Genomic DNA, 22,195 nt, shown 5'->3' with positions numbered 1-22,195 from the left:
GGCTATCGCTCCTGCGCCGGGATGCGCAGGCCGTGCCGGGCGGCGACGTCACGCGCCTTGCCGTACCCGGCGTCGGCATGCCGCAACACGCCCGTCGCGGGGTCGTTGGTGAGGACCCGTTCGAGCTTGCGGGCGGCGAGGTCGGTGCCGTCGGCGACACACACCTGACCGGCGTGGATCGACCGGCCCATGCCGACGCCGCCGCCGTGATGGATCGAGACCCAGGTCGCGCCCGACGCGGTGTTGACCAGCGCGTTGAGCAGCGGCCAGTCGGCGATCGCGTCGGATCCGTCCGCCATCGCCTCGGTCTCGCGATAGGGCGAGGCCACCGACCCGGCGTCCAGATGGTCGCGGCCGATCACGATCGGCGCGGACACCTCACCGGACGCCACCATCTCGTTGAACCGCAGACCCGCCCGGTGCCGTTCGCCGTAACCGAGCCAGCAGATCCGGGCGGGCAGGCCCTCGAAGCGCACCTTCTCGCCGGCGAGGCGCAGCCATCGCGTCAGATGCGGGTCGTCCGGGAACAATTCGGTGATCGCGCGGTCGGTCGCGGCGATGTCGGCGGGGTCGCCGGACAGTGCCACCCACCGGAACGGGCCGCGTCCCTCCTCGAACAACGGGCGGATGTAGGCGGGGACGAAACCGGGGAAGTCGAACGCGCGGCCGTAGCCGCCTCTGCGGGCTTCGTCGCGAATGGAATTGCCGTAGTCGAAGACCTCGGCACCGCGATCGAGGAAGCCGACCATCGCTTCGACGTGCCGCGCCATGGACGCGCGGGCCTGCTCGGTGAACCAGGCGGGATCCTTCTCGCTCAACCGGTGCCAGTCCTCGAGCTCCACCCCGAGCGGCAGATAGGACAGCGGGTCGTGTGCCGAGGTCTGATCGGTGACGATGTCGATCGGAGCTCCGCGCTCGAGCAGCCGTGGGAAGGCGTCCGCTGCGTTGACGACCACCCCGACCGACAGCGGGGTGCGGGCTTCGCGCGCGGCGACCGCCAATTCGAGTGCGGCGTCGAGACTGTCGGCCCGCACGTCGAGGTAGCCGTGGTCGAGGCGTCGTTCGATGCGGGCCGGGTCCACATCGACGCAGAGGGCGACACCGTCGTGCATCGTCACCGCCAGTGGCTGCGCGCCGCCCATTCCGCCGAGCCCCGCAGTGAGGGTGAGGGTACCGGCGAGGGTGCCGGCGCTGTCCGGGTGGCAGCCCGACGCGGCGAGTTTCCGGGCGACCGCCCCGAACGTCTCGTAGGTGCCCTGGAGGATGCCCTGCGATCCGATGTAGATCCACGAACCGGCGGTCATCTGCCCGTACATGGTGAGCCCGAGCGCCTCGAGTCGCCGGAACTCCTCCCAGTTCGCCCAGTCTCCGACGAGGTTCGAATTCGCGAGCAGTACGCGCGGCGCCCACTCGTGGGTACGGAGCACGCCGACGGGCTTGCCGGACTGCACGAGCAGGGTCTCGTCGTCGGCGAGGGTCGTGAGTGCGGACACGATCGCGTCGAACGTCGCCCAGTTGCGGGCCGCACGCCCGGTGCCGCCGTAGACCACCAGATCGTCGGGGCGTTCGGCGACCTCCGGGTCCAGGTTGTTCATCAACATGCGCAGTGCCGCCTCCTGCTGCCAGCCGCGACAGTGCAGATCCCGGCCGCGGGGAGCACGGACCGGGCGGGCGCCGGATCGTTCCGTCATCGCTGGACCTCCCGGTGTGCGGGCCTGTACCGATTACACCCCGCAGGTGTCGCACTGCGACGAGGAAGCGCGGATTCGGCGTGCCGGCGGTCCGACGTGCGATGAGTTCGGCACGGCCCGCCGGTCGGAACAGGGGAGGACCCGTCGCTCCGAGGAGGCTCACCGTGCGCACGCTCGCCGTCACCCAGAACATCACCGTCGACGGATCCGTCGAGATGCTCGACGACTGGTTCGACCCGCAGGGGCAGGGCGGGCCCGGTAATGCGGATCTGCTCACCGAACTGCATCGTCAGGACGCCGACGCCGACGGATTCCTCGTGGGCAGGCGCACGTTCGAGGATCTGCGCGGCTACTGGCCGCTACAGACCGACGACCCGACGGGAATCACCGAGTACCTCGACCGGGTGCAGAAGTACGTCGTGTCCGCGACCCTGACGGACCCGCACTGGCAGAACACCACGATCATCTCGGCGGACCCGATCGGACGGATCCGGGCGTTGAAGGAGCAACCCGGTCGCGACATCGTCGTCACCGGCAGCATCACGCTGTGCCACGCACTGATCGAGGCGGGTCTCGTCGACGAGTACCGCCTGTTCGTCTACCCGGTCGTGCAGGGGCGGGGCAGGCGGCTGTTCCCCGGCGGGTTTCGGGCGCCCCGCTTGACCCTCGTCGAGGCGAAGGCGTTCGACGGTGGCATCACGTACTCGCGGTATGCGGCGTGACGGCGCGCTCGGAGACGCGCCACGAATCTGACAAGAATGTGATTCTGATTTCTGGTAACAATGTTCTTGTCGATTGTTCCCCATGAGGAGGTAGGCGCGAGTGGACATCGAATCCGCGCGGCACGCATTCGTCACCGGCGGCGCCAGTGGCATCGGCAGGGGCATCGCCGAGGCACTCGCCGATGCAGGCGTGCGCGTCACGATCGCCGACATCGACCGGCCGGGAGCCGAGACGGTCGCGGCCACCCGTCCGGGCGACTTCACCGGGCTCGGGCTCGACGTGCGCGACCGCCAGGCCTGGCGCGACGCGAAGGCGCGGTCGGAAGAGCGGTTCGGGCCCGTCGACATCCTCGTCAACAACGCCGGCATCGGATTCAACGGCCGCGACTTCGCCGACCTCGACCCGGAGGTGTTCGACCGGATCGTCGACATCGACCTGACCGGGGTGTTCAACGGAATCTCCACGTTCGCGGCGGACCTGCGCGACCGGGGGCGGGGCCACATCGTCAACACCGCGTCCGTCATGGCGCTGACCGCCGGCGCGCCGGGTCGCGGCGCCTACAGTGCCGCCAAGAGCGCGGTGGTCGCGATGTCCGAGGCGCTGCGGCAGGAGATGGCGCCGCACGGGGTGGGTGTGTCGGTGCTGTGCCCGGGCCTGGTCCGGTCGAACCTCGACGGCAACACGACCCGGCTCGGCGGGCAGGTCGAGGACGTCGCCCACATCAAGGGCGACGGGAGCCTCGGCATGGATCCGGCGGAGGCCGGTGCCCGCGTCGTCCACGGCATCGCCCGCGACCTGCCGTACATCCTCACGCACCCGCACTACCTGTCGCACGTCGATGCGCGCATGGACGTCCTGCGGCGGAGTTTCGCGGAGGCTGCGGAATTCGCGTGAGGTGCCGTGGGTCTTCGTGGCGGCCCCGGCCGCCACGAAGACACACCGGCAGCGGAGCTGCACATCGACAGTAGGATCGACGGTCGACCGTTCTGCTTCGAAGGGGACCGAGAATGAGCACAAACGTCGAACAGCGCGAGTTCCAGGCGGAAGCCCGGCAACTGCTGGACCTGATGATCCATTCGATCTACTCGAACAAGGACACGTTCCTGCGCGAACTCGTCTCCAACGCGTCCGACGCGCTGGACAAGCTGCGACTGGAGTCGTTCCACGACAAGGACCTGCAGGTCGACACGTCCGATCTGCACATCGACCTCGAAGTCGACACCGACAAGCGCACCCTCACCGTCCGGGACAACGGCATCGGTATGTCCCGCGACGAGGTGATCGACCTCATCGGCACGCTCGCCAAGTCCGGAACCGGCGAACTGCGCCGCAAGCTGAAGGAGGCGAAGGACGCCGCCGCGTCCGAGGAACTGATCGGACAGTTCGGCATCGGCTTCTACTCGGCGTTCATGGTCGCCGACAACGTCACCCTCGTCACCCGCCGGGCGGGTGAGGACACCGGTACGCGCTGGGAGTCCGGCGGCGAGTCGACGTACACCATCGCCACCGTCGAGGACGTGCCGCAGGGCACCGCCGTCACCCTGCACCTCAAGCCCGAGGACGCCGACGACCACCTCTTCGACTACACGTCCCCGGCCAAGCTGCGCGAGATCGTCAAAAAGTACTCGGACTTCATCGCCTGGCCGATCCGCATGGAGATCGAACGCACGAAGACCGCGCCCGCCGAGGACGGCGGCGAACCGATCGTCGAGACGGTTGTCGAGACCGAAACCCTCAACTCGGGCAAGGCACTGTGGGCCCGCTCCCGGGACGAGGTGTCCGACGACGAGTACAAGGAGTTCTACCGGCACGTCGCCCACGCCTGGGACGATCCGCTCGAGATCATCCCGATGAAGGCCGAGGGCACCTTCGAATACCAGGCGCTGCTGTTCATCCCGTCGCAGGCACCGTTCGACCTGTTCCAGCGCGAACACCGGTCCGGCGTCCAGCTGTACGTCAAGCGGGTGTTCATCATGGACGACTGCGAAGAGCTGATGCCCGAGTACCTGCGCTTCGTCAAGGGTGTCGTCGACGCCCAGGACCTCTCGCTCAACGTCTCCCGCGAGATCCTGCAGCAGGACCGCCAGATCCGGGCGATCCGGCGGCGCCTCACCAAGAAGGTGCTGTCGACGATCAAGGATCTGCTGGCAGGCGACCGCGACAGGTACCGCACGTTCTGGGCGGAGTTCGGCCGCGTCGTCAAGGAAGGCCTGATCTCCGACACCGACAATCGCGAGACCCTGCTGGCCCTGTCTTCGTTCGACTCCACCGAGAGCACGGAGTCGCAGACCACGCTCGCCGAGTACGTCGAACGGATGAAGGTCGGCCAGGAGGACATCTTCTACCTGACCGGCGAGTCGCGTCAGCAGCTCGAGAACTCGCCGCACATGGAGGCGTTCCGCGCCAAGGGCATCGAGGTGCTGCTGCTCACCGACCCGGTGGACGAGGTGTGGGCGTCGTCGGTGCCGGAGTTCGACGGCAAGCCGCTGCGCTCGATCGCCAAGGGCGAGGTGGATCTCGACAGCGAGGACGAGAAGAAGGCCGCCGAGGCCGACCGGGAGGAGAAGGAGAAGGACTTCGCGGATCTGCTCGGATGGCTGAAGGGCGCTCTCGACGAACACATCAAGGAGGTGCGGCTGTCGTCGCGGCTGACGACGTCCCCGGCGTGCATCGTCGGCGACACGTTCAGCATGTCGCCCGCCCTCGAACGCATGTACCGGGCGTCGGGTCAGGCGTTGCCGCCGATGAAGCGCATCCTCGAGCTGAACCCCGGCCATCCACTGGTGACCGGGTTGCGCACCGCACATGCGCAGCGCAGCGACGATCCGACGCTCGCCGAGACGGCGGAACTCCTGTACGGGACGGCGGTGCTCGCCGAGGGCGGCGAACTCGACGATCCGGCCCGGTTCGCGCGGCTGCTCGCCGACAAGCTGGCCCGCAGCCTCTGACGGTCGCCGCCCGATAAGCTCGGCGTCATGAGCGGCGTGGACGGGGTCCTGTTCGACATCGAAGGCGTGATCGTCCTGTCGTGGGACCCCGTCCCGGGGGCCGCCGACGTCCTCGCGGAATTGCAGGACCGGGGACTGGCACGAGCGTTCCTCACAAACACGACCTCCCGGACCCGCGCCGAGATCGCGAGCAGTCTCACCGCTGCGGGCGTGCCCGTCGACGAGTCGGAGATCGTCACCGCCGCATCGCTCACCGCCGAGTACCTGCGGCAGACCTATCCCGGTCGCCGGTGCTGGGTGCTCAACGACGGTGACGTCGACGCTGACCTCGCCGGTATCGCGCGCGACGACGAGGATCCGGAGGTCGTCGTTCTCGGTGGCGCCGGCCCGGACTTCACGCACCGGGCGCTGAGCCGGGTCGCGGAGCTGATGCTCGACGGGGTGCCCGTCGTCGCGATGCACCGGGGTGGCGCGTGGCAGGCGTCGGACGGTCTGCGCATCGACACCGGCACCTATCTGGCGGGTCTCGAGGAGCTGTCCGGTCGCAGCGTCGTCGCGGTCGGGAAGCCGTCCATGCAGGGTTTCCTCGAGGCAGCCGAGCTGATGGGCACCGAGGCCGACCGCATGGTCGTGGTCGGCGACGACCTGGGTGCCGAGGTGCTCCCCGGACAGCGACTCGGGATGACCGGCGTGCTCGTGCGGACCGGGAAGTTCCGCCAGTCGGTTCTCGATCTGGCTGTCGAGCGGCCCGATCACGTCGTCGATTCGATCGCGGATCTGCCCGCGTTGCTGGACCGGCTGTAGCCGCTCCTCGATCTCCGGCACTGTGACCCATCCCACTCGGAGCGGGTGGGATGCGAAGGGATACCCTCGCGCCGGGGGTATCGCCTCCGTCGTATCGGATTCGTTCGAATCAGTTTCCAAGGAGTCGCACTTGTTCACTCGTTCCTTCCGCTCCGCTCGTCCCGGTCGCCGCCGCGCGGTGCGGGCCGGTGTCGTCGCCGCCCTGGGTGTGGCGGCGGCGTCCCTGCTCGGCGTCGGTACCGCCGCGGCGGCGCCGGTGACCTGTGTGTCGCCGCCGTCGGACAATCAGATCCTGGTGTCGGACACCGCCAGCTGCGGTGCCACCGCCGAGATCGGCAGCACGGCCCGCTCGTCGGCGTCGGAGAGCGGCACCGCTGTGTCGGTCGCGAAGGCGGCGGGTGCGGCCGAGGCGCAGGCGACCGGATTCGGCACCGCGCTCAGCGCCGCGCGGGACGGTGGGCGTTCGTTCGCCTACGCGCTCGGCGGCGGTTTGAGCCATTCGTCGGCGCAGGGTCCGTCTGTGATCACGCTGTCGCTCGCGGGCTGGGGCTCGGGTGCGACGGCCGACGAAACCGGGGTGACGTGCATCGGCGCGCAGTCGTTCGCCGTGAACACCGGGTCGGGTCAGTGGTGCGCCGTCGGCGTGGGGTCCACCCGCCGCTGATCGGTGCAGCACCGGCCGGGGGTGGCGAGCCTTGCACTCGCCACACCCGAGTGCTAAAAATGCAGTTGGCACTCATGATGAGTGAGTGCCAGGTCGGGACGGTGAGGCCGGGAATATCGACACCCCTGGTCGTCCGTCGCGGGCACTGATTCCGACCGAGGCAACACGGGGCGTCCCGACGAGCGGTCGTCCTGTGAGCGGACCGACCCGACGCGGGTCGAGCCGTGAATGGGCCGACCCGACGAGCGGTCGTCCTAGGTGTCACCCCGATATCCGGAGGATCACTTCGCAATGGCCAAGATCATCGCGTTCGACGAAGAGGCCCGTCGCGGTCTCGAGCGGGGCCTGAACAGCCTCGCCGACGCTGTCAAGGTGACGTTGGGCCCCAAGGGTCGCAACGTCGTGCTCGAGAAGAAGTGGGGCGCCCCCACGATCACCAACGATGGTGTGTCCATCGCCAAGGAGATCGAGCTCGAGGATCCGTACGAGAAGATCGGCGCCGAGCTGGTCAAGGAAGTTGCCAAGAAGACCGACGACGTCGCGGGTGACGGCACCACCACCGCCACCGTCCTCGCTCAGGCGCTCGTCCGTGAAGGTCTGCGCAACGTCGCTGCCGGCGCCAACCCGCTGGGTCTGAAGCGCGGCATCGAGAAGGCCGTCGAGGCCGTCACCGCCAAGCTGCTCGACACCGCCAAGGAGGTCGAGACCAAGGAGCAGATCGCTGCCACCGCCGGTATCTCGGCCGGTGACCCCGCGATCGGTGAGCTCATCGCCGAGGCCATCGACAAGGTGGGCAAGGAAGGCGTCATCACCGTCGAGGAGTCCAACACCTTCGGCCTTCAGCTCGAGCTGACCGAGGGCATGCGCTTCGACAAGGGCTACATCTCCCTCTACTTCGCTACCGACGCCGAGCGTCAGGAAGCCGTCCTCGAGGACGCGTACATCCTGCTCGTCAGCTCCAAGATCTCCACGGTCAAGGACCTGCTGCCGCTGCTCGAGAAGGTCATCCAGTCCGGCAAGCCGCTGGTCATCATCGCCGAGGATGTCGAGGGTGAGGCTCTGTCCACCCTGGTTCTGAACAAGATCCGCGGCACCTTCAAGTCCGTCGCCGTCAAGGCTCCGGGCTTCGGCGACCGCCGCAAGGCCCAGCTCGCCGACATCGCCATCCTCACCGGTGGCGAGGTCGTCAGCGAAGAGGTCGGCCTGTCCCTCGAGACCGCCGGTCTCGAGCTGCTCGGCCAGGCCCGCAAGGTCGTCGTCACCAAGGACGAGACCACCATCGTCGAGGGTGCGGGCGATCCCGACGCCATCGCCGGTCGCGTCAACCAGATCCGCGCCGAGATCGAGGCGTCGGATTCGGACTACGACCGTGAGAAGCTGCAGGAGCGCCTGGCCAAGCTGGCCGGCGGTGTCGCGGTCATCAAGGCCGGCGCTGCCACCGAGGTCGAGCTCAAGGAGCGCAAGCACCGCATCGAGGACGCCGTCCGCAACGCGAAGGCTGCCGTCGAGGAGGGCATCGTCGCCGGTGGTGGCGTGGCGCTGCTGCAGGCCGCTCCCGTTCTCGACGACCTGAAGCTCGAGGGTGACGAGGCCACCGGTGCCAACATCGTCAAGGTTGCCCTCGAGGCTCCGCTGAAGCAGATCGCGTTCAACGCCGGCCTCGAGCCCGGCGTCGTCGCGGAGAAGGTTCGCAACCTGCCTGCCGGCAGCGGCCTCAACGCCGCCACCGGTGAGTACGAGGACCTCCTCGCTGCCGGCATCAACGACCCGGTCAAGGTCACCCGCTCGGCGCTGCAGAACGCGGCGTCCATCGCGGCTCTGTTCCTGACCACCGAGGCCGTCGTCGCCGACAAGCCGGAGAAGGCCGCGCCCGTCGCGGACCCGACCGGCGGCATGGGCGGCATGGACTTCTGAGTCCGGCGCACCTCGCGCGAAGCCCGATCCCACATTCGTGGGGTCGGGCTTCGCCCGTTTCTCGCCGGTCCGGAATTCGTCCGAAACGGGAGGACAATTCCGTTCGAACCAATTGTCCTGGCCATTCTTCACAAATTTTCCATCCGCTGCCTGTGGCCGAGAACAGTGATATAACGACTTGTGTCCACAATTTCGTTTGGGTAACAAGGGGAGAATCCATGCTGCTTCTGCTTCTCGAATGGGCCGCCGCAAACCTCGATTTCATCGGCGTTCTGGACAGCTTCAGCGACGTCGCCGTCGGTTAGCAGGGGAGCGCGACCATGACACCACCGATGGACCTGTTCGAATTCCTCGATTTCCTGGTGCTCGCCTTCTCGGCATTCGGATCCTCGTAGACTGGGTCCGTTCCCGACATCGAACCGTGACCGCAGCGGTGGTTTCCGCCGCTGCGGTCACGCGTGAAAGGTTTCCCTTCTTCATGCGTTCCACCCTTCGTTCCCGGACCGCCGTCGCCGCGCTCGCCCTGCTGTGCCTTGCCGGCCCGACCGCCGTCGCGACCGCCGATCCCGCCCCCTCCGGCGCGGGGTCCCCGGACTCCACCTCCACCGGTGCCTACGTCGATCGGATCGACCGGGTCACCGATCGCAAGGTGACCGCGCACGTCTATTCGCCTTCCATGGGCCGGACGATCCCGCTCGACATCCTGCTTCCGGCCGACACGACCACGCCGCGTCCCGTGCTGTACCTGCTCAACGGCGCCGGCGGAGGCGAGGACAGTGCCACCTGGCAGCAGAGGACCGACGCCGAGTCCTTCTTCGCCGACAAGGACGTCTACGTGATCACCCCGATCGGCGGTGCCTTCTCGTACTACACCGACTGGCAGCAGGACGATCCGGTTCTCGGCCGCAACAAGTGGACCACCTTCCTGACCCGGGAACTGCCGCCGGTCGTCGACGCCACGTTCGCGACCACCGGTGCCAACGCCATCGCCGGACTGTCGTCGTCGGCCACGTCCGTGCTCAACCTCGCAATCGCGCGCCCCGGGCTGTACCGCGCCGTCGGTTCCTACAGCGGCTGCGCCTCCACCAGCGACGACCTCGGCCGGGCCTATGTGACGACCGTCGTCGAATCCCGCGGAAACGGCGACGTCGAGAACATGTGGGGCCCGGCCGACGACCCCGACTGGGTCGCCAACGACGCGATCGTCAACGCCGAGAAGCTGCGCGGCACCGACCTGTACGTGTCGAGCGCGACCGGACTGCCCGGCCAGCACGAGCGACTCGATCAGGCCCAGGTGGACGGCAACGTGGAGGTGCTCGCCAACCAGATCCTGGTCGGTGGCGTCATCGAGGCGGCGACGGACGAGTGCACCCACCGGTTCGTGAACCGGCTGGGTGAACTCGACATCCCCGTCCAGGCCGTCTTCCGGCCGGTGGGCACCCACTCGTGGGGCTACTGGCAGGACGACCTGCACCAGTCGTGGCCGATGATCGAGGCCGCCCTGAACCGGTAGGCGGCTACCAGTACCGGTGCCGCGTTCCGTCGGTGTCGGCGACGAACACGACCGCGTCGGCACCGTCGAGGTCGGCCCGTGTCAGCGGAATGTGGCCGGGCACGATCGGGTCGCCCGCACCGATCCCGGCCGGGAGCGCGTCGCGGAGTTCGGGCGCGGGGAACAGTGCGCGCCGGCCGGTCGCACCGGCCAGCGCGTGCTGCAGCGTGCCAGGTTCGCTGCCGGGCGCGGCATCGGTCGCGACGAACAGATAGCGCTCACCGAGTTCGAGTCCGGCCAGGGCACCGGCACTGCACCAGGTGGCCTGCTGAGCTCCGACCTGCATCCCGGACGCCATCCGCTGCAGATGCACGTTGTGCGCGAACAGCAGGCTCGGACCGCGCCGCTGCTCCGACTCGACGATGGCGAGCAGGTTCGCGGCCATCATCTCGGCGCGCACACCGAGCAGGTTCCCGATCCGGTCGGGTGCGGCGGTGGCCATCGCCGCGTGATAACGCAGCAGGCCGGATGCGGTACGCGCACGAGCGGCGGCATCGTCGTATCCCTTCGGGTCGGCGGGCCGCAACAGTGGTCCAGCGCGGTGCAGTGCACCGGCGAGATCGTCGGCGACGATGCGCAGGGACCGGGCCCGCTCGGAAGTGCCGATCGAGGCGGCCGGATCGAACATCGCGGCCTCGTTCGTCCAATCCGCGTCGTCGCCGAGCAGCACGTCGAGATCCCGGGCCGAGCCGGGCCGCATCGGCGCGGGCAGATATTCGACGACCGACGTCAACGCGCCCCTCGGGCTCGGCGCACCGGAGAACTCCAGCGGCGCGTCGAAGCCGTGGAAGCGAACCCGATCCTCGGGTGCGCGGCCGGCGTTGTGCGCCCGGATCTGCTCGACGAGTTCACGGTTGCCCGGAACGACACCGAAACCGTGGCTGAAACCGGTGGCGAGTACCGTATCGACCACCCCCGGTGCCCCGTTCACGTAGTCGTCGACGATCGAGGCGGCGAACACATCGGTCTCGAGCACGATCGACCGGCATCCCCGTTCGACGAGATGCCACAGGATGTCGTTGCGCAGCAACGGGAACGCCGCGATGCCGTGGGTCGGCTCGCCGAGGGCGAACACGGACGGCGGCCGGGATCGTGCGGCGAGCAGTTCGTCGACTGCACGGCTGAGGCTCTCGGGATCGTCGAGCCGGCGCGCGATTGCGGGTAGCGATGCGGTGGTCCTCATGAACACTCCTCTGCCGGAAACAACTACCCCCTCGACGGTATCGTTGAAGAATCGAGTGAAACTTCGACGACGACAACCTGGGATTTCCGGTCCCGAAGCCTCAAACGGGGGTGCGCACTGCGACCTGTCGACCTGGCTCGCGAGCACGGACTGTCCGCGCAGGCGATCCGCAACTACGATGCTGCCGGGATTCTTCCACCGGCCGAGCGCAGCGACACCGGCTACCGGCATTACACGCAGATGCACGAGCACGCCCTGCGTGCATTTCTCGCATTGCGCGCGGGTCACGGCCATCGGCGGGCAACGGAGATCATGCGCGCCGTCAACCGTGGCGACACCGAGTCCGCCTACCGGCTCGTCGACAGCGCACACGTCGAGCTCGTGGCCGAACGTGATACCCGCGGTGAGGTTTCGTCGGCGCTCGGTGCCCTGTCCACCGCGACCCCGGTTCCGGCCGGTGCGCCGCTGTCCGTCGGGGAGCTCGCGCACCGTCTCGGCGTGCACCGGGCGACCCTACGAGCCTGGGAAACCGAAGGCATCCTGCGTCCCGACCGCGACCGTGCCACCGGATATCGCACGTACGGGCCGGACTGTGTGCGGGACGCCGAGATCGCGCGGCAACTGCGTCGCGGCGGATACCCGCTGGCCCGGATCGTGGAGTTCCTCGAATCGCTGCGTGAGGCGGGCGGAACCGACGAGCTGCGGGTGTTCCTCGACGCGTGGCAGGACCGGCTCACCGCGCACAGCCGTCGTCTGCTCGCCGGCGCGGCCCGGCTCGACGCCTATCTCACCCTGCTCGACCGGGACTCTCCGGATCGGCGGTCGTAGCTCCGGCCGGTGAGGCTGCCGGTGCTCGGGACGCGGTCGCCGCGACCGGTTCGGGAACGTTCCTCGCGAGCCGTGTCGCGATCGCCGCACACACCAGCAGCTGGATCTGATGGAAGAGCATGAGCGGCAGCACGATCAGACCGATCGGCCGGCCGGGGAACAGCAGCGTGGCCATCGGCAGGCCGGTCGCCAGGGACTTCGTCGACCCGCAGAACAGGATCGCGGTGCGGTCCTCGTAGGCGAAGCCGAGGCGGCGCGATCCGAACCAGGTGAGCGCGAGAACGAATGCGAGCAGAACGATGCACACGAGGACCAGTGCCAGCAGGCGCCCGAGCGACAGGCTCGACCAGATGCCCTCGTTCATGCCGCGGCTGAACGCGACGTACACCACGAGCAGGATGGCGCCGCGGTCGACGAGCTTGAGGATCCGGCCGTGTTCCTTCACCCACGTGCCGACCCAGCGGCGCAGCACCTGACCGGCAGCGAACGGCACGAGGAGCATGAGCACGATGTCCAGCACCGCCGACGCGCTGAACGTGACACCCTGCGTCGCCATGGTCAGTGCGACCAGGATCGGCGTGACGAAGATGCCGAGCAGGCTCGACGCGGACGCGCTGACGATCGCGCCGGGAATGTTGCCGCGCGCAACCGAGACCAGCGCGATCGACGACTGCACCGTCGACGGCAGCACACACAGGTACAGCACACCGAGGTACAGCGGCTCCGTCAGCAGCCACGGCACCAGCACCCGTGCGGCCATCCCGAGGAGTGGAAAGATCACGAACGTCGTGGTGAGGATCGTCGCGTGCAGCCGCCAGTGCTTGAGGCCGTCGATCGCCTCGCGGGTGGACAGGCGCGCACCGTAGAGGAAGAACAGCACACCGACCGCGATCTTCGACGCCCATGTGAACCCGGTGAGCACGACACCGCCGGCGGGCAGCATCGCGGCGACGGCGACCGTCGCGAGAATGCCGACCAGGAACGGGTCGAGCCGGTTCAGCACGGGAATCTTGGAGAGCATGGTTCGACGTTAGGGGAAGCACCGCTGATTTACTGAACCGATCACCACGTTTACTGTCATCGCAAATTGTGATCGGAGGCGGATGTGTTCGACCCGGTGCAACTTCGCAGTTTCCTCGCCGTCGAGCGCGACCGCAGTTTCAGTGCCGCCGCGCGGCGGCTGGGTCTTCGCCAATCCACGGTCAGCCAGCACGTCGCGAAGCTCGAACACGCGGTGGGCCGCCGGTTGTTCCTGCGGGACACCCATTCGGTCGAACCCACCGCCGACGGCAGTGCGATGGTCGGATTCGCCCGGGACATCCTCGATCGGCACGATGCCGCCCGACGGTACTTCGAGGACTCCCCGGTCAGCGGGCACTTGCGGTTCGGGGCGTCCGAGGATCTGGTTCTGCACGAACTCCCGGCCGTCCTCGGAGAGTTCCGGCGCAGCCACCCGCGGGTGGATCTCGAACTCACCGTCGCGCTGAGCGAGGATCTGCACCGTCGCCTCGACGACGGTGAACTCGACCTGATGTTCGGCAAGCGCCGGCCCGGTGAACAGCACGGCGAGCTGATCTTCCGCGACCGCCTCGCGTTCCTCGCCGCTCCCGGTTTCACCGTCGACCCGGAGGGGCCGGTGCCGCTCGTCACGTATCCACCGCCGTCGCTGACCCGTGAGATCGCGCTCGATGCCCTCCAACGGGCCGGGTTCGGTGCGCGCATCACGTGCGTCGCGGACAACCTCAACGGGGTGCGCGCGGCGGCGCTGGCCGGGCTCGGTGTCCTCCTGCACGCGCGCAGTCTCCCGCCCGCCGGTCTCGAACCGGTGCGGGCGGGAGCGCGCCGCCTACCCGACGCCGGTGAGCTCGAGTTCGTGCTCCTGGCGCGACGCTCGGTGCTCGATGAACCGGCGCGGGCACTACGCGCGGCGATCCTGGACAACGCCCATCGTCTCGGCCGGGACACCGGTGCCGCATGATCGGGTCCCGGGCAACGACCGGAACCGTCACTCCGGCAGCAGCATCCACAAAGCGAGGTAGACGAGTGCGGCGCCGCCACCGGTGACGAAGGCCGCGACGACGGCACCCGCACGGACGAGATTGACGTCGATGCCGAAATACTCGGCGAGACCGCCGCACACGCCACCGAGCATGCGCTGCGACCGCGAACGGGCGAAGGGGCGGGGAGTGGAATTGCTCTCGAATGTCATGCACTCAGACTGCCGTCGAGCAGGTCCCCGGCACATCCGGTGACGCCCGGATTCCGACCCTGATCTTTCGTCTCGGGGTCGGCACCTACTTCCGCGCGGCGAGAGTCTTCCGGAAGATCACCAGTGGCAGCACCAGGCGGGCGATGACCGACACCGCCCACACGATCACCGTCGCCAGGATCCACGTTCCGATGCCGCTGATCTGCAGTCCGTCGCTGATGAGCGCTGTGACGATCAACGCCACCAGTGTCGAGACGAGCGCACTGCTGCCGATCAGCACGGGTGCCTTCGTCATCGACACCTGGCGGATCAGCGGATCGATGACCACCGCGACAACCGTGAAGATCACCACCGCGATGAGGAACGCGACGGGGGTGAGGGACATGTCGGTGAGCACCCACGCTCCGACGAGCAGTGCGATCGCGTTGGCGATCAGGGCGACGACCGCAGTCGCGAGGAGTCGCATCATGCGGTCAGAGTAAACCCATCCGGGCCCGAATCGTCTGGAATCACGGTGAGACGAACCCTGGGCCGCGGCAGGCGGGCTCGGCACGATGGAGACGAGCATCGTCAGAAAGGACACCCCATGACCGACACCGCCCTCGACCACCGCAGTGCCGCTCTCGGCCGCCGCTACGGCACCGCCGAAGCCGATCGCGCCGCGCAGTCCGAGGAGTTCGTGTGGAACGAGGTACTCGCCACGCAGCTCGCGCACCGGTCGGTGCGGAAATTCCTGCCGGACACCGTGTCCGAAGGGCAGTTGCGGGCGATCGTCGCGGCGGCGTCGTCCACGGCGAGCTCGAGCAACCTGCAGCTGTGGAGTGTCGTGGCGGTGACCGATCGGGATCGGCTCGGCCGGATCGCGGCGCTCGCCGGCAATCAGGACGCCGTCCGCAACGCGCCTCTGCTGTTGGTGTGGGTCGCCGACCTCGCACGCGCCGGGCGCATCGCCGAACAGAACGATCGCGACCTCGTCAATGCCGGATTCGTGGAATCGGCGCTGCTCGGCGTGGTCGATGCGACGCTCGCCGCGCAGAACGCCGCACTCGCCGCGGAGTCGCTGGGGCTGGGCACCGTGTACATCGGGGCGATCCGCAATCATCCGATCGAACTCGCCGAGGAACTGAATCTGCCGGCGCACAGTTTCGCGGTGGTCGGCCTGGTCGTCGGGCACCCGGATCCCGCGGAATCCGCGGAGGTCAAGCCGCGACTTGGTGTCGACGTGGTGCTGCACCGCGAACGGTACGACCTGGCTGCACAGGAGGCCGGAATCGCCGAGTACGACGTGCGCATCTCCGGCTTCTATCGCGAGCAGGGACTACCGGACGGCTGGATCGACCGGGTGGTGGGCCGTTTCGCGACCCCCGGTGCGCTCGGGGCGCGGGAAGGCCTGCGCGAGGCGCTGGAACGACGCGGCTTCGACCTCGTGTGACGCGCGGCCGCCGATCACGGCGTCAGTGGCACAGCACCACCAGGGCCAGGCCCCGCCAGACCTGCGTCTCGACCCGCTCGAATTCGCGCTTGTCGTGGTTGTAGACCATGTCGATCTCGGTGTGGTGGCCACGATCCCGCTGTTCGGTGACCGTGCAGACGCCCGAGGCGCTGCCGGAACGGCTGAGGACCGTGTACGGCACGCCCGCAGCGTCGAGGGCGGCGCGAGCGCCGGGCTCGCTCATCCCGACCACGGACGGTGTGGGTGCGGCGGCGGCGGTGCCGGCGCCGAGCAGCAGGGCGGCGACGGCGGCAGCCGCGGCGGCGGCAGCGGAGATGGTGGTGCGCATCGAGGTACCCTCCGGAAAGTGTTGGTGCGAACGGGATGTGGGCTGTGTCCGCGGAGTGGTTCCATCGTCTCGCCACCGCCCGGTCCGGCACATCGGGTGAGACACCCATCTGCACCCTGAACTTTCGGGTCGGGGTGCGTAGGGGAGCATGCGCGGTACCGTCGTGCCCATGGCCGAACCGAAACGGGTCGCTCTCGCACTCGGCAGTGGGGGCGCGCGTGGATATGCGCACATCGGAGCGATCCGGGCCGTGGCCGAACGCGGTTTCGAGATCGTGGGTATCGCCGGATCGTCGATGGGGGCCCTGGTCGGCGGGTTGTACGCGGCGGGCAAACTCGACGAGTACACCGAATGGGCGCTGACCCTGACCCAGCTCGACGTGGTCAGGTTGCTCGACGTGTCGGTCACGGCACCCGGCGCCATCCGCGCCGAGAAGGTGCTCGCCCGGGTCCGCGAGATCCTCGGCGACGTGCAGATCGAAGACCTGCCGCTCCCGTTCACGGCGGTTGCGACCGATCTGGCCGCGGGGCGGCCGGTGTGGTTCCAGCGCGGTCCGCTCGACGTCGCCATCCGCGCTTCCATCGCGATTCCCGGCGTCATCACCCCTGCGGTCCTCAACGGACGGGTGCTCACCGACGGCGGTACTCTCGCACCGCTGCCCGTCGCACCGACCGTGGCATTGGCCTCGGATCTGACGATCGGGATCAGTCTCGGCGGCGAGGAACGCGGTGGTCTGGCGTCACCGGTGAACGTCAGCGCCGAACCGCGTCCGGTCGAGGAGTGGATCGGCCGCTTCCGCCGCAGCGCCGGATTCCTGCTCGAACGCGACATCGTGCGCTCGGTGGTGGGACGGTTCGGTTCGGCGCAGGGGCACGCCGATGCGGAACCGGCCGGATCCGACACCGACGAGGGTCCGGCCGAGGCGCCCGTGGACGCGGCGCTCGAGGCGGCGGAGTCCGGCGGCGTGGCCGCGCCGAAACTCGGCCGTGTCGCGGTGATGAGCCGGTCGATCGACATCATGCAGTCGGCGCTGGCACGGCACCAGCTCGCCGCCTATCCACCGGACGTTCTGGTCGAGGTGCCGCGTTCCGCGTGCCGCAGCCTCGACTTCCACAAGGCCGCCGAGATGATCGAACTCGGGCGGACGCTGACCGCGGCGGCGCTCGACGACGCGGGATTCCCCGAGGCCGGGACCGCTGACGGGCACGACCCGGCGCCCGTGGACGGTGGCCCGGAGCTGTAGGCTTAGCGGTGGATCATGGTGGGCCGGCCGGGATGTCCCGGCACGCCGTCCTGTGTCGTAGTGCGACGGGACCGGACCCGCGGCAACCGCGGCCGAACTTGCCGACCTCGCGAAGAGTGGTCCGGCGCGTTGCCATCGGCGGCAGTTCTGGATGTTCTCGACATGTCGGAGGACACTGAAAGCGATCGTTCCGCTGGGTGTTTGCGGCGTCGTAGCAGGTGCCCGCAGACATGTCGACGGCGCCTCGAAATGGTCGGTGGTGATCGGTGGACGCCAAAGATCGGGCCTGGGATCTCGGGTATGCGGCAGGGTGGAGGCTGGTTCGTGCCCTGCCCGAGCGGTGGGCACTATGCCTGTTCTACGCCGCAGCCGACCACGCAGCCGGCAACGGCGGCCCGGACCAGTTGCGGCGCAACCTGGCCCGGGTACTGGGCACGACACCTCAGGAGGTCTCGGACGATCTGATGCGCGCGAGCCTGCGTTCGTACGCCCGCTATTGGTGCGAGGCGTTCCGGCTGCCGTCGATGGACCCTGCGCGGCTCGCCGACAGCGTCGAAACGTCGGCCTCCGGCCTCGAACACATCCGCGAATCGGTCGAACGCGGCAGAGGGACCGTGCTCGCGCTACCGCACAGCGGAAACTGGGATCTTGCCGGTGTCTGGCTGACACAGCGGGTGGGCACACCGGTCGTCGTCGCGGAGCGGCTCCGGCCGGAATCGCTGTTCCGGCGCTTCGTACGGTTCCGGGAGGGCTTGGGATTCGAGATCATTCCGCTCACCGGCACCGAGAAGCCCCCGCTCGAGCAGCTGACAGCTCGGTTGCGCGAGGGACGGATGGTCGGGCTTCTCGCCGAACGCGACATGACCGGAATGGGCGTGCCGGTCACCTTCTTCGGCGAACGGGCCTGCATGCCGGCCGGTCCCGCCCGGCTTGCGATCGACACCGGTGCGCCGTTGCTCCCGGTGAATTGCTGGTTCACTCCCGGCGGGTGGGGATTCCACGTCGGCCGGCCGATCGAGGTTGTCGGCGGCGTGCAGTGCACAACTCAGGCGTTGGCCGACCGGTTCGCCGCCGGCATTGCCGCGCACCCGGCCGACTGGCACATGCTGCAACGGGTGTGGACCGCGGACTTCGATGCCGACCGATGACTCCGGTATCCCGCGACGGTCGACGATCCCTCCTTCGGCGAAGTCGTCGGCGGGCGACGGTATCGAAGTTCTCGTGTCCGATGCAGAGCCGGACGCGACCGGCGTCGTCGCCCGGACCCTGGACGGGCCGGGGATGCTCTAGTCTGAGCCGGTGGAGACCGTGCCGATCCAACTGCCGGGGGGTACCACCGCGCCGGTTCGCTTGTTCCCCGGCCCGGACCATGAGCACGAGGTGCGCCGCGATGCCGGACGCATCGTGGTGGTCGTCGTACCCGGCCTCGGAGTTCCGGGTGGCTACTACGAACCGTTCGCCGAAGCGCTCACCGGTCACGGTTTCGACGCCGCGATCTGCGAGTTGCGCGGGCAGGGCGACAGCCGGCCGCGACCGGACGCCGACAGCACCTACGGCTACCACGAACTGGTGTCCGTCGATTTCCCGGCGATGTTCGAGGTGGTGCGTGAACGCTTTCCCGATTCGACTCCCTATCTGCTGGGGCATTCGATGGGTGGTCAGCTCGGTGTGCTGTACGCGTCACGGATCCGCGGCCGCCTCGGCGGCCTGATCCTCGTTGCCGCCGGAACGCCCTATTACCGGCACTTTTCCGGTGCCCGGGCGCCGGGTCTGCTGCTCGGGTCGGCGGCGATGTCGATCACCGCGAGCGTCGCCGGATTCTGGCCCGGAGACCGGCTCGACGTCGGCGGGTTCGGGAGGCAGTCGCGCGTGCTCATCTCCGACTGGGCGCGGCTGGCGCGCAGTGGACGGTTCGAACCGTACGGTGCCGACATCGACTACGAGGAGCGGCTCGCACGCCTGACCCTGCCGGTGCTGTCGATCACCGTCGAGAACGACGACCTGACCCCGGTCGCGGCGGCCCGGCACCTGCTCGACAAACTGCCCGCCGCCGAGACCACGGCATGGCATCTGGACCGTCCGCTCGGGCACAACGGATGGATCCGCGACAACGGGGAGATCGTCGAGCGGGTCGCGGGTTGGCTGCACGATCACTGACGCGGCCGGCCGGGGCGGAGCCCGGCCGGCCGGCGAATCGAATCTCGGCTCGGTGAATGTCGGGCCGGGCGTCTCAGGTTCGGGGGATCCACCCACCGTCGATGTTGAGCGTGTGACCGGTGACCCAGTCGCTCGCCTCCGAGCAGAGAAACACCAGTCCGCCGACGAGGTCCTCGGGGTCGCCGAACGGGAACGGGATGGACGCACCGAGGGCCTGCCGCACTTCGGGTGGCACCGTGCGCATTCCGGCCTCGGTGTTCACCCAGCCCGGAGCGATCGCGTTGACCCGGATGCCGTCGCGTGCCAGTTCCTTCGCCAGGGACATCGTCATGCTGACGATCCCGAGCTTGGTCAGTCCGTAGTGCCCGGACGGCAGGAACGCACCACCGGAGGACTGGTTGACGATCTTGCCGTGACCGCGTTCCCGCATGTACGGGACGACGGCCCGGGTGCACAGCAGCGGACCGGTGAGGTTCACGGCGAGGGTGCGGTTCCACGTGTCCATCGACGTCGTCGTCAGCGTCTCACCCATGATCTCGGCCATCAGTGCGGCGTTGTTGACTAGGATGTCCACCGATCCGAAGCGGTCGGCGGCCGCCCGAGCCATCGCGGCGACGCTGTCCTCGTCGGTGACGTCCACCTCGACGGCCTCCGCCGCGAATCCGTCGTCGCGGAGGTCGTCGGCAGCGGCGCGGGCACCGGCGACGGCGATGTCCGCCAGGACCACCGAGGCGCCGGCCTCGGCCAGGCCACGGGCGTAGGCCCGGCCGATCCCGCCACCGGCACCGGTGACGATCGCGACCTTGCCGGTGAGTGTTCCGTCGCTCATCGGTGGGTCACCTTGTCGCCGTGCGGAGCCCAGAACGACATCGCGACCGATTCCATGTCCAGGGCGTCGTGCATGCGCATTGCACCGGACGCGACCTGCTCGCGTACCCGTGCCATGACGATGTCGGGGTCTTCGTCCATTTCGTAGACGACCAGGTATCGGTGCGCGGGTTTTCCCGCGAGCCGGGACATTTCGGTGTCCATGATCCGGTAACGCTGGGCGGAAACCATTCCCGGTGTCGCGACGACCTCGGGGACGTGAATCGTGTCGTACCACTCGTTGAATTCGTCGTCGCGTCCGGTGAGGGGATTGGACTGGACCAGATAGAGGGTGCGGTCGGACATGGTGTGTTCCTCTCGGGGCTGCTCGGGGTCGCTGCTATCGATGGGTTGCGGCGGCGGGACGCAGATGGGCGGTGGATCGGATTGCGATGTCCCAGTCCGGATCACGGCGGCGCAGGGCACCGACGGTAGCGGCTGCGCGGGGGATGTGGGTGAAGGGGTCGTAGCGGAAGTGGCGCATGGCGTTGAGGTGGGTGATCTTGTCGATCTCCTCGTCGGAGACTCCGGCAAGGTTCCGGGACAGAGCTTCCGGTGATCGCGGCCAATCGCTGTCCGAATGCGGGTAGTCGCACTCCCACATGATGTTGTCGAGCTCGAGATGATGGCGGTTCCGGATGCCCGTGGCATCGTCGATGAAGCACAGCAGCACGTGCTCGCGGAAGACCTCCGACGGGAGCCGGTCGCCGAGGTCCATGCCGGACCAGTGCCGGGTGCGCTTGTAGATGTTGTCGATACGTTCCTGGAAGTACGGGATCCATCCGATCCCGCCCTCGGACAACGCGACTCGCAGCCCGGGGAACTTCCGGAACACCGCCGACCACACCAGATCCGATGCCGCCTCGATCAACCCGATCGGCGACAGCGAATAGATCACCTCGACCGGCGCGTCGGGTGAGGTGATCGGGACGGTCGAGGACGAACCGAGGTGCATGCACACGACGGTGCCCTCGTCCTCGCACGCCTTCCAGAACGGATCCCAGTGATCGGTGTACAGGCTGGGAAGCCCGAGAGCGTGCGGGTTCGACGAGAACGTCACCGCATGACAACCCTTCGCGGCAACCCGCCGGACCTCGGCGGCCGCGAGTTCGGGATCCCACAGGATCGGAATGGCGAGCGGAACGAACCGGCCGGGATGTGTGCCCGCCCATTCGTCGATGTGCCAGTCGTTGTACGCACGCACCATCGCGGCGGACTGGTCGCGTTCACCGTTCTCCGCGAACAGCTGACCGCAGAAGCGGACGAAGGACGGGAAGCACAGCGACCCGAGGATCCCGTTCGCGTTCATGTCCTTGACGCGCGCGTCGATGTCGTAGCAGCCGGCGCGGATCTCGTCGATGCACACGGGCTCGCGTCCGAACTCGGACGGTGGCCGGCCGGCGACCGCGTTGAGCGCGGTGTTCGGGATCTCGAGCCCCTCGTACACCCATGCCATGGTCCCGTCGGCGCGGTTGACGAATCGCGGTGCGCGGTCTGCGTATTTCGCCGGCAGTCGGCCGTCGAACAGGTGTGGGGGTTCGATCACGTGGTCGTCGACACTCACCAGGATCATCTCGTCGGTGTGCATCCCGTACCTCTCGGTCGTGTGGAGTATCTAATTAAGCACTAAT

The 22,195-nt window shown here is 68.4% G+C and carries 23 protein-coding genes; 14 read left to right on the top strand and 9 right to left on the bottom strand.

Annotated features, from left to right (window positions below; all coding sequences use genetic code 11):
• Window positions 1–2: 2 nt before the first annotated feature.
• A complete protein-coding gene (locus A8G15_RS01910) occupies window positions 3–1,691 on the bottom strand; it encodes a urocanate hydratase (RefSeq protein ID WP_068154818.1) in 1,689 nt (562 codons plus the stop codon).
• A gap of 164 nt (window positions 1,692–1,855) precedes the next feature.
• Between A8G15_RS01910 and A8G15_RS01905 the strand changes: the two genes are divergently transcribed.
• The 7 genes from A8G15_RS01905 to A8G15_RS01875 all read left to right on the top strand — a co-directional run bounded on the left by A8G15_RS01905 (window position 1,856) and on the right by A8G15_RS01875 (window position 10,257).
• Window positions 1,856–2,413 carry a dihydrofolate reductase family protein gene (locus A8G15_RS01905; RefSeq protein WP_068154816.1) on the top strand — a complete coding sequence of 186 codons (558 nt, stop codon included), beginning with the start codon at window positions 1,856–1,858 and terminating at the stop codon, window positions 2,411–2,413.
• Between the two features lie 100 nt (window positions 2,414–2,513).
• Window positions 2,514–3,308: an SDR family oxidoreductase gene (locus A8G15_RS01900; protein ID WP_068154814.1), complete on the top strand. Its 795-nt coding sequence runs from the start codon at window positions 2,514–2,516 to the stop codon at window positions 3,306–3,308.
• 113 nt (window positions 3,309–3,421) lie between these two features.
• Entirely contained in the window at window positions 3,422–5,362 is a 1,941-nt protein-coding gene (gene htpG / locus A8G15_RS01895) for a molecular chaperone HtpG (RefSeq protein ID WP_068154812.1), read from the top strand.
• Between the two features lie 27 nt (window positions 5,363–5,389).
• The gene (locus A8G15_RS01890) at window positions 5,390–6,166 is read left to right on the top strand and encodes an HAD-IIA family hydrolase (RefSeq protein WP_068154810.1); all 777 of its coding nucleotides are present in this window, start codon (window positions 5,390–5,392) and stop codon (window positions 6,164–6,166) included.
• 130 nt (window positions 6,167–6,296) lie between these two features.
• Complete coding sequence (locus A8G15_RS01885; protein WP_082899602.1) at window positions 6,297–6,830, top strand: DUF6764 family protein; 534 nt, start codon at window positions 6,297–6,299, stop codon at window positions 6,828–6,830.
• 291 nt (window positions 6,831–7,121) lie between these two features.
• A complete protein-coding gene (gene groL, locus A8G15_RS01880; protein WP_068154808.1) occupies window positions 7,122–8,744 on the top strand; it encodes a chaperonin GroEL in 1,623 nt (540 codons plus the stop codon).
• A gap of 478 nt (window positions 8,745–9,222) precedes the next feature.
• Entirely contained in the window at window positions 9,223–10,257 is a 1,035-nt protein-coding gene (locus A8G15_RS01875; RefSeq protein ID WP_068155063.1) for an alpha/beta hydrolase, read from the top strand.
• A 4-nt stretch (window positions 10,258–10,261) separates the two neighbouring features.
• Here the strand turns inward: A8G15_RS01875 and A8G15_RS01870 are convergent, their stop codons facing one another.
• Entirely contained in the window at window positions 10,262–11,479 is a 1,218-nt protein-coding gene (locus A8G15_RS01870; RefSeq protein ID WP_068155061.1) for an erythromycin esterase family protein, read from the bottom strand.
• Window positions 11,480–11,596: 117 nt separating this feature from the next.
• Between A8G15_RS01870 and A8G15_RS01865 the strand changes: the two genes are divergently transcribed.
• Entirely contained in the window at window positions 11,597–12,307 is a 711-nt protein-coding gene (locus A8G15_RS01865; protein ID WP_068154807.1) for a MerR family transcriptional regulator, read from the top strand.
• Here A8G15_RS01865 and A8G15_RS01860 read toward each other — a convergent pair.
• Window positions 12,267–13,328 (bottom strand): bile acid:sodium symporter family protein, encoded by a 1,062-nt coding sequence (locus A8G15_RS01860; RefSeq protein WP_082899601.1) that lies wholly within the window; start codon window positions 13,326–13,328, stop codon window positions 12,267–12,269. The two genes, A8G15_RS01865 and A8G15_RS01860, sit on opposite strands and share 41 nt — an antisense overlap.
• Before the next feature lie 84 nt (window positions 13,329–13,412).
• On the opposite strand from A8G15_RS01860, the gene A8G15_RS01855 reads away from it, so the two are divergent.
• Window positions 13,413–14,285 carry a LysR family transcriptional regulator gene (locus A8G15_RS01855; RefSeq protein WP_068154805.1) on the top strand — a complete coding sequence of 291 codons (873 nt, stop codon included), beginning with the start codon at window positions 13,413–13,415 and terminating at the stop codon, window positions 14,283–14,285.
• A 27-nt stretch (window positions 14,286–14,312) separates the two neighbouring features.
• Here A8G15_RS01855 and A8G15_RS01850 read toward each other — a convergent pair whose 3' ends face one another.
• Both A8G15_RS01850 and A8G15_RS01845 read right to left on the bottom strand, forming a co-directional pair.
• Complete coding sequence (locus tag A8G15_RS01850; protein WP_068154804.1) at window positions 14,313–14,516, bottom strand: PspC domain-containing protein; 204 nt, start codon at window positions 14,514–14,516, stop codon at window positions 14,313–14,315.
• 85 nt (window positions 14,517–14,601) lie between these two features.
• Window positions 14,602–14,985, bottom strand: a complete 384-nt coding sequence (locus tag A8G15_RS01845) for a phage holin family protein (protein WP_068154802.1) — start codon at window positions 14,983–14,985, stop codon at window positions 14,602–14,604.
• Between the two features lie 117 nt (window positions 14,986–15,102).
• On the opposite strand from A8G15_RS01845, the gene A8G15_RS01840 reads away from it, so the two are divergent.
• The gene (locus A8G15_RS01840) at window positions 15,103–15,948 is read left to right on the top strand and encodes a nitroreductase family protein (RefSeq protein WP_068154800.1); all 846 of its coding nucleotides are present in this window, start codon (window positions 15,103–15,105) and stop codon (window positions 15,946–15,948) included.
• Window positions 15,949–15,970: 22 nt separating this feature from the next.
• Here A8G15_RS01840 and A8G15_RS01835 read toward each other — a convergent pair whose 3' ends face one another.
• Window positions 15,971–16,297 (bottom strand): hypothetical protein, encoded by a 327-nt coding sequence (locus A8G15_RS01835; protein WP_068154797.1) that lies wholly within the window; start codon window positions 16,295–16,297, stop codon window positions 15,971–15,973.
• 169 nt (window positions 16,298–16,466) lie between these two features.
• Between A8G15_RS01835 and A8G15_RS01830 the strand changes: the two genes are divergently transcribed.
• From A8G15_RS01830 to A8G15_RS01820, 4 genes are all read left to right on the top strand, one after another.
• Window positions 16,467–17,540 carry a patatin-like phospholipase family protein gene (locus A8G15_RS01830; RefSeq protein ID WP_068155060.1) on the top strand — a complete coding sequence of 358 codons (1,074 nt, stop codon included), beginning with the start codon at window positions 16,467–16,469 and terminating at the stop codon, window positions 17,538–17,540.
• Between the two features lie 266 nt (window positions 17,541–17,806).
• Complete coding sequence (locus tag A8G15_RS01825; protein WP_068154795.1) at window positions 17,807–18,688, top strand: phosphatidylinositol mannoside acyltransferase; 882 nt, start codon at window positions 17,807–17,809, stop codon at window positions 18,686–18,688.
• Entirely contained in the window at window positions 18,675–18,830 is a 156-nt protein-coding gene (locus A8G15_RS30380) for a hypothetical protein (protein ID WP_156665226.1), read from the top strand. Before A8G15_RS01825 ends, A8G15_RS30380 begins: the two co-directional genes overlap by 14 nt.
• Window positions 18,831–18,839: 9 nt before the next feature.
• Window positions 18,840–19,697, top strand: coding sequence for an alpha/beta hydrolase family protein (locus A8G15_RS01820; protein ID WP_068154793.1), 858 nt, complete (start codon window positions 18,840–18,842; stop codon window positions 19,695–19,697).
• Window positions 19,698–19,770: 73 nt separating this feature from the next.
• On the opposite strand, the gene A8G15_RS01815 is transcribed toward A8G15_RS01820, so the two are convergent.
• From A8G15_RS01815 to A8G15_RS01805, 3 genes are read right to left on the bottom strand one after another with little or no spacing between them, the layout of a single operon-like run.
• Window positions 19,771–20,526, bottom strand: coding sequence for an SDR family oxidoreductase (locus tag A8G15_RS01815; RefSeq protein ID WP_068154791.1), 756 nt, complete (start codon window positions 20,524–20,526; stop codon window positions 19,771–19,773).
• Complete coding sequence (locus A8G15_RS01810) at window positions 20,523–20,870, bottom strand: DUF4286 family protein (protein WP_068154789.1); 348 nt, start codon at window positions 20,868–20,870, stop codon at window positions 20,523–20,525. The genes A8G15_RS01815 and A8G15_RS01810 overlap by 4 nt, the downstream gene beginning before the upstream one ends.
• A 34-nt stretch (window positions 20,871–20,904) precedes the next feature.
• On the bottom strand, window positions 20,905–22,152 hold the full coding sequence (locus A8G15_RS01805; protein WP_068154787.1) for an amidohydrolase family protein: 1,248 nt from the start codon (window positions 22,150–22,152) through the stop codon (window positions 20,905–20,907).
• Window positions 22,153–22,195 lie beyond the last annotated feature (43 nt).

The sequence above is a fragment of the Rhodococcus phenolicus genome (assembly GCF_001646785.1).
Lineage (GTDB): Bacteria > Actinomycetota > Actinomycetes > Mycobacteriales > Mycobacteriaceae > Rhodococcus > Rhodococcus phenolicus.
Note: the sequence above shows the minus strand (reverse complement) of the source record. Positions and strands in the feature narration are given on the sequence as shown.

Bases quoted from the DNA above. Each gene is read 5' to 3' on its own strand.
- A8G15_RS01840 (WP_068154800.1), top strand. From the start codon at position 15,103: ATGACCGACACCGCCCTCGACCACCGCAGTGCCGCTCTCGGCCGCCGC.
- A8G15_RS01830 (WP_068155060.1), top strand. From the start codon at position 16,467: ATGGCCGAACCGAAACGGGTCGCTCTCGCACTCGGCAGTGGGGGCGCG.
- A8G15_RS01870 (WP_068155061.1), bottom strand. From the start codon at position 11,479: ATGAGGACCACCGCATCGCTACCCGCAATCGCGCGCCGGCTCGACGAT.
- A8G15_RS01845 (WP_068154802.1), bottom strand. From the start codon at position 14,985: ATGATGCGACTCCTCGCGACTGCGGTCGTCGCCCTGATCGCCAACGCG.
- A8G15_RS30380 (WP_156665226.1), top strand. From the start codon at position 18,675: ATGCCGACCGATGACTCCGGTATCCCGCGACGGTCGACGATCCCTCCT.
- A8G15_RS01810 (WP_068154789.1), bottom strand. From the start codon at position 20,870: ATGTCCGACCGCACCCTCTATCTGGTCCAGTCCAATCCCCTCACCGGA.
- A8G15_RS01815 (WP_068154791.1), bottom strand. From the start codon at position 20,526: ATGAGCGACGGAACACTCACCGGCAAGGTCGCGATCGTCACCGGTGCC.
- A8G15_RS01890 (WP_068154810.1), top strand. From the start codon at position 5,390: ATGAGCGGCGTGGACGGGGTCCTGTTCGACATCGAAGGCGTGATCGTC.
- A8G15_RS01875 (WP_068155063.1), top strand. From the start codon at position 9,223: ATGCGTTCCACCCTTCGTTCCCGGACCGCCGTCGCCGCGCTCGCCCTG.
- A8G15_RS01805 (WP_068154787.1), bottom strand. From the start codon at position 22,152: ATGCACACCGACGAGATGATCCTGGTGAGTGTCGACGACCACGTGATC.
- htpG (WP_068154812.1), top strand. From the start codon at position 3,422: ATGAGCACAAACGTCGAACAGCGCGAGTTCCAGGCGGAAGCCCGGCAA.
- A8G15_RS01835 (WP_068154797.1), bottom strand. From the start codon at position 16,297: ATGCGCACCACCATCTCCGCTGCCGCCGCCGCGGCTGCCGCCGTCGCC.
- groL (WP_068154808.1), top strand. From the start codon at position 7,122: ATGGCCAAGATCATCGCGTTCGACGAAGAGGCCCGTCGCGGTCTCGAG.
- A8G15_RS01850 (WP_068154804.1), bottom strand. From the start codon at position 14,516: ATGACATTCGAGAGCAATTCCACTCCCCGCCCCTTCGCCCGTTCGCGG.
- A8G15_RS01860 (WP_082899601.1), bottom strand. From the start codon at position 13,328: ATGCTCTCCAAGATTCCCGTGCTGAACCGGCTCGACCCGTTCCTGGTC.
- A8G15_RS01910 (WP_068154818.1), bottom strand. From the start codon at position 1,691: ATGACGGAACGATCCGGCGCCCGCCCGGTCCGTGCTCCCCGCGGCCGG.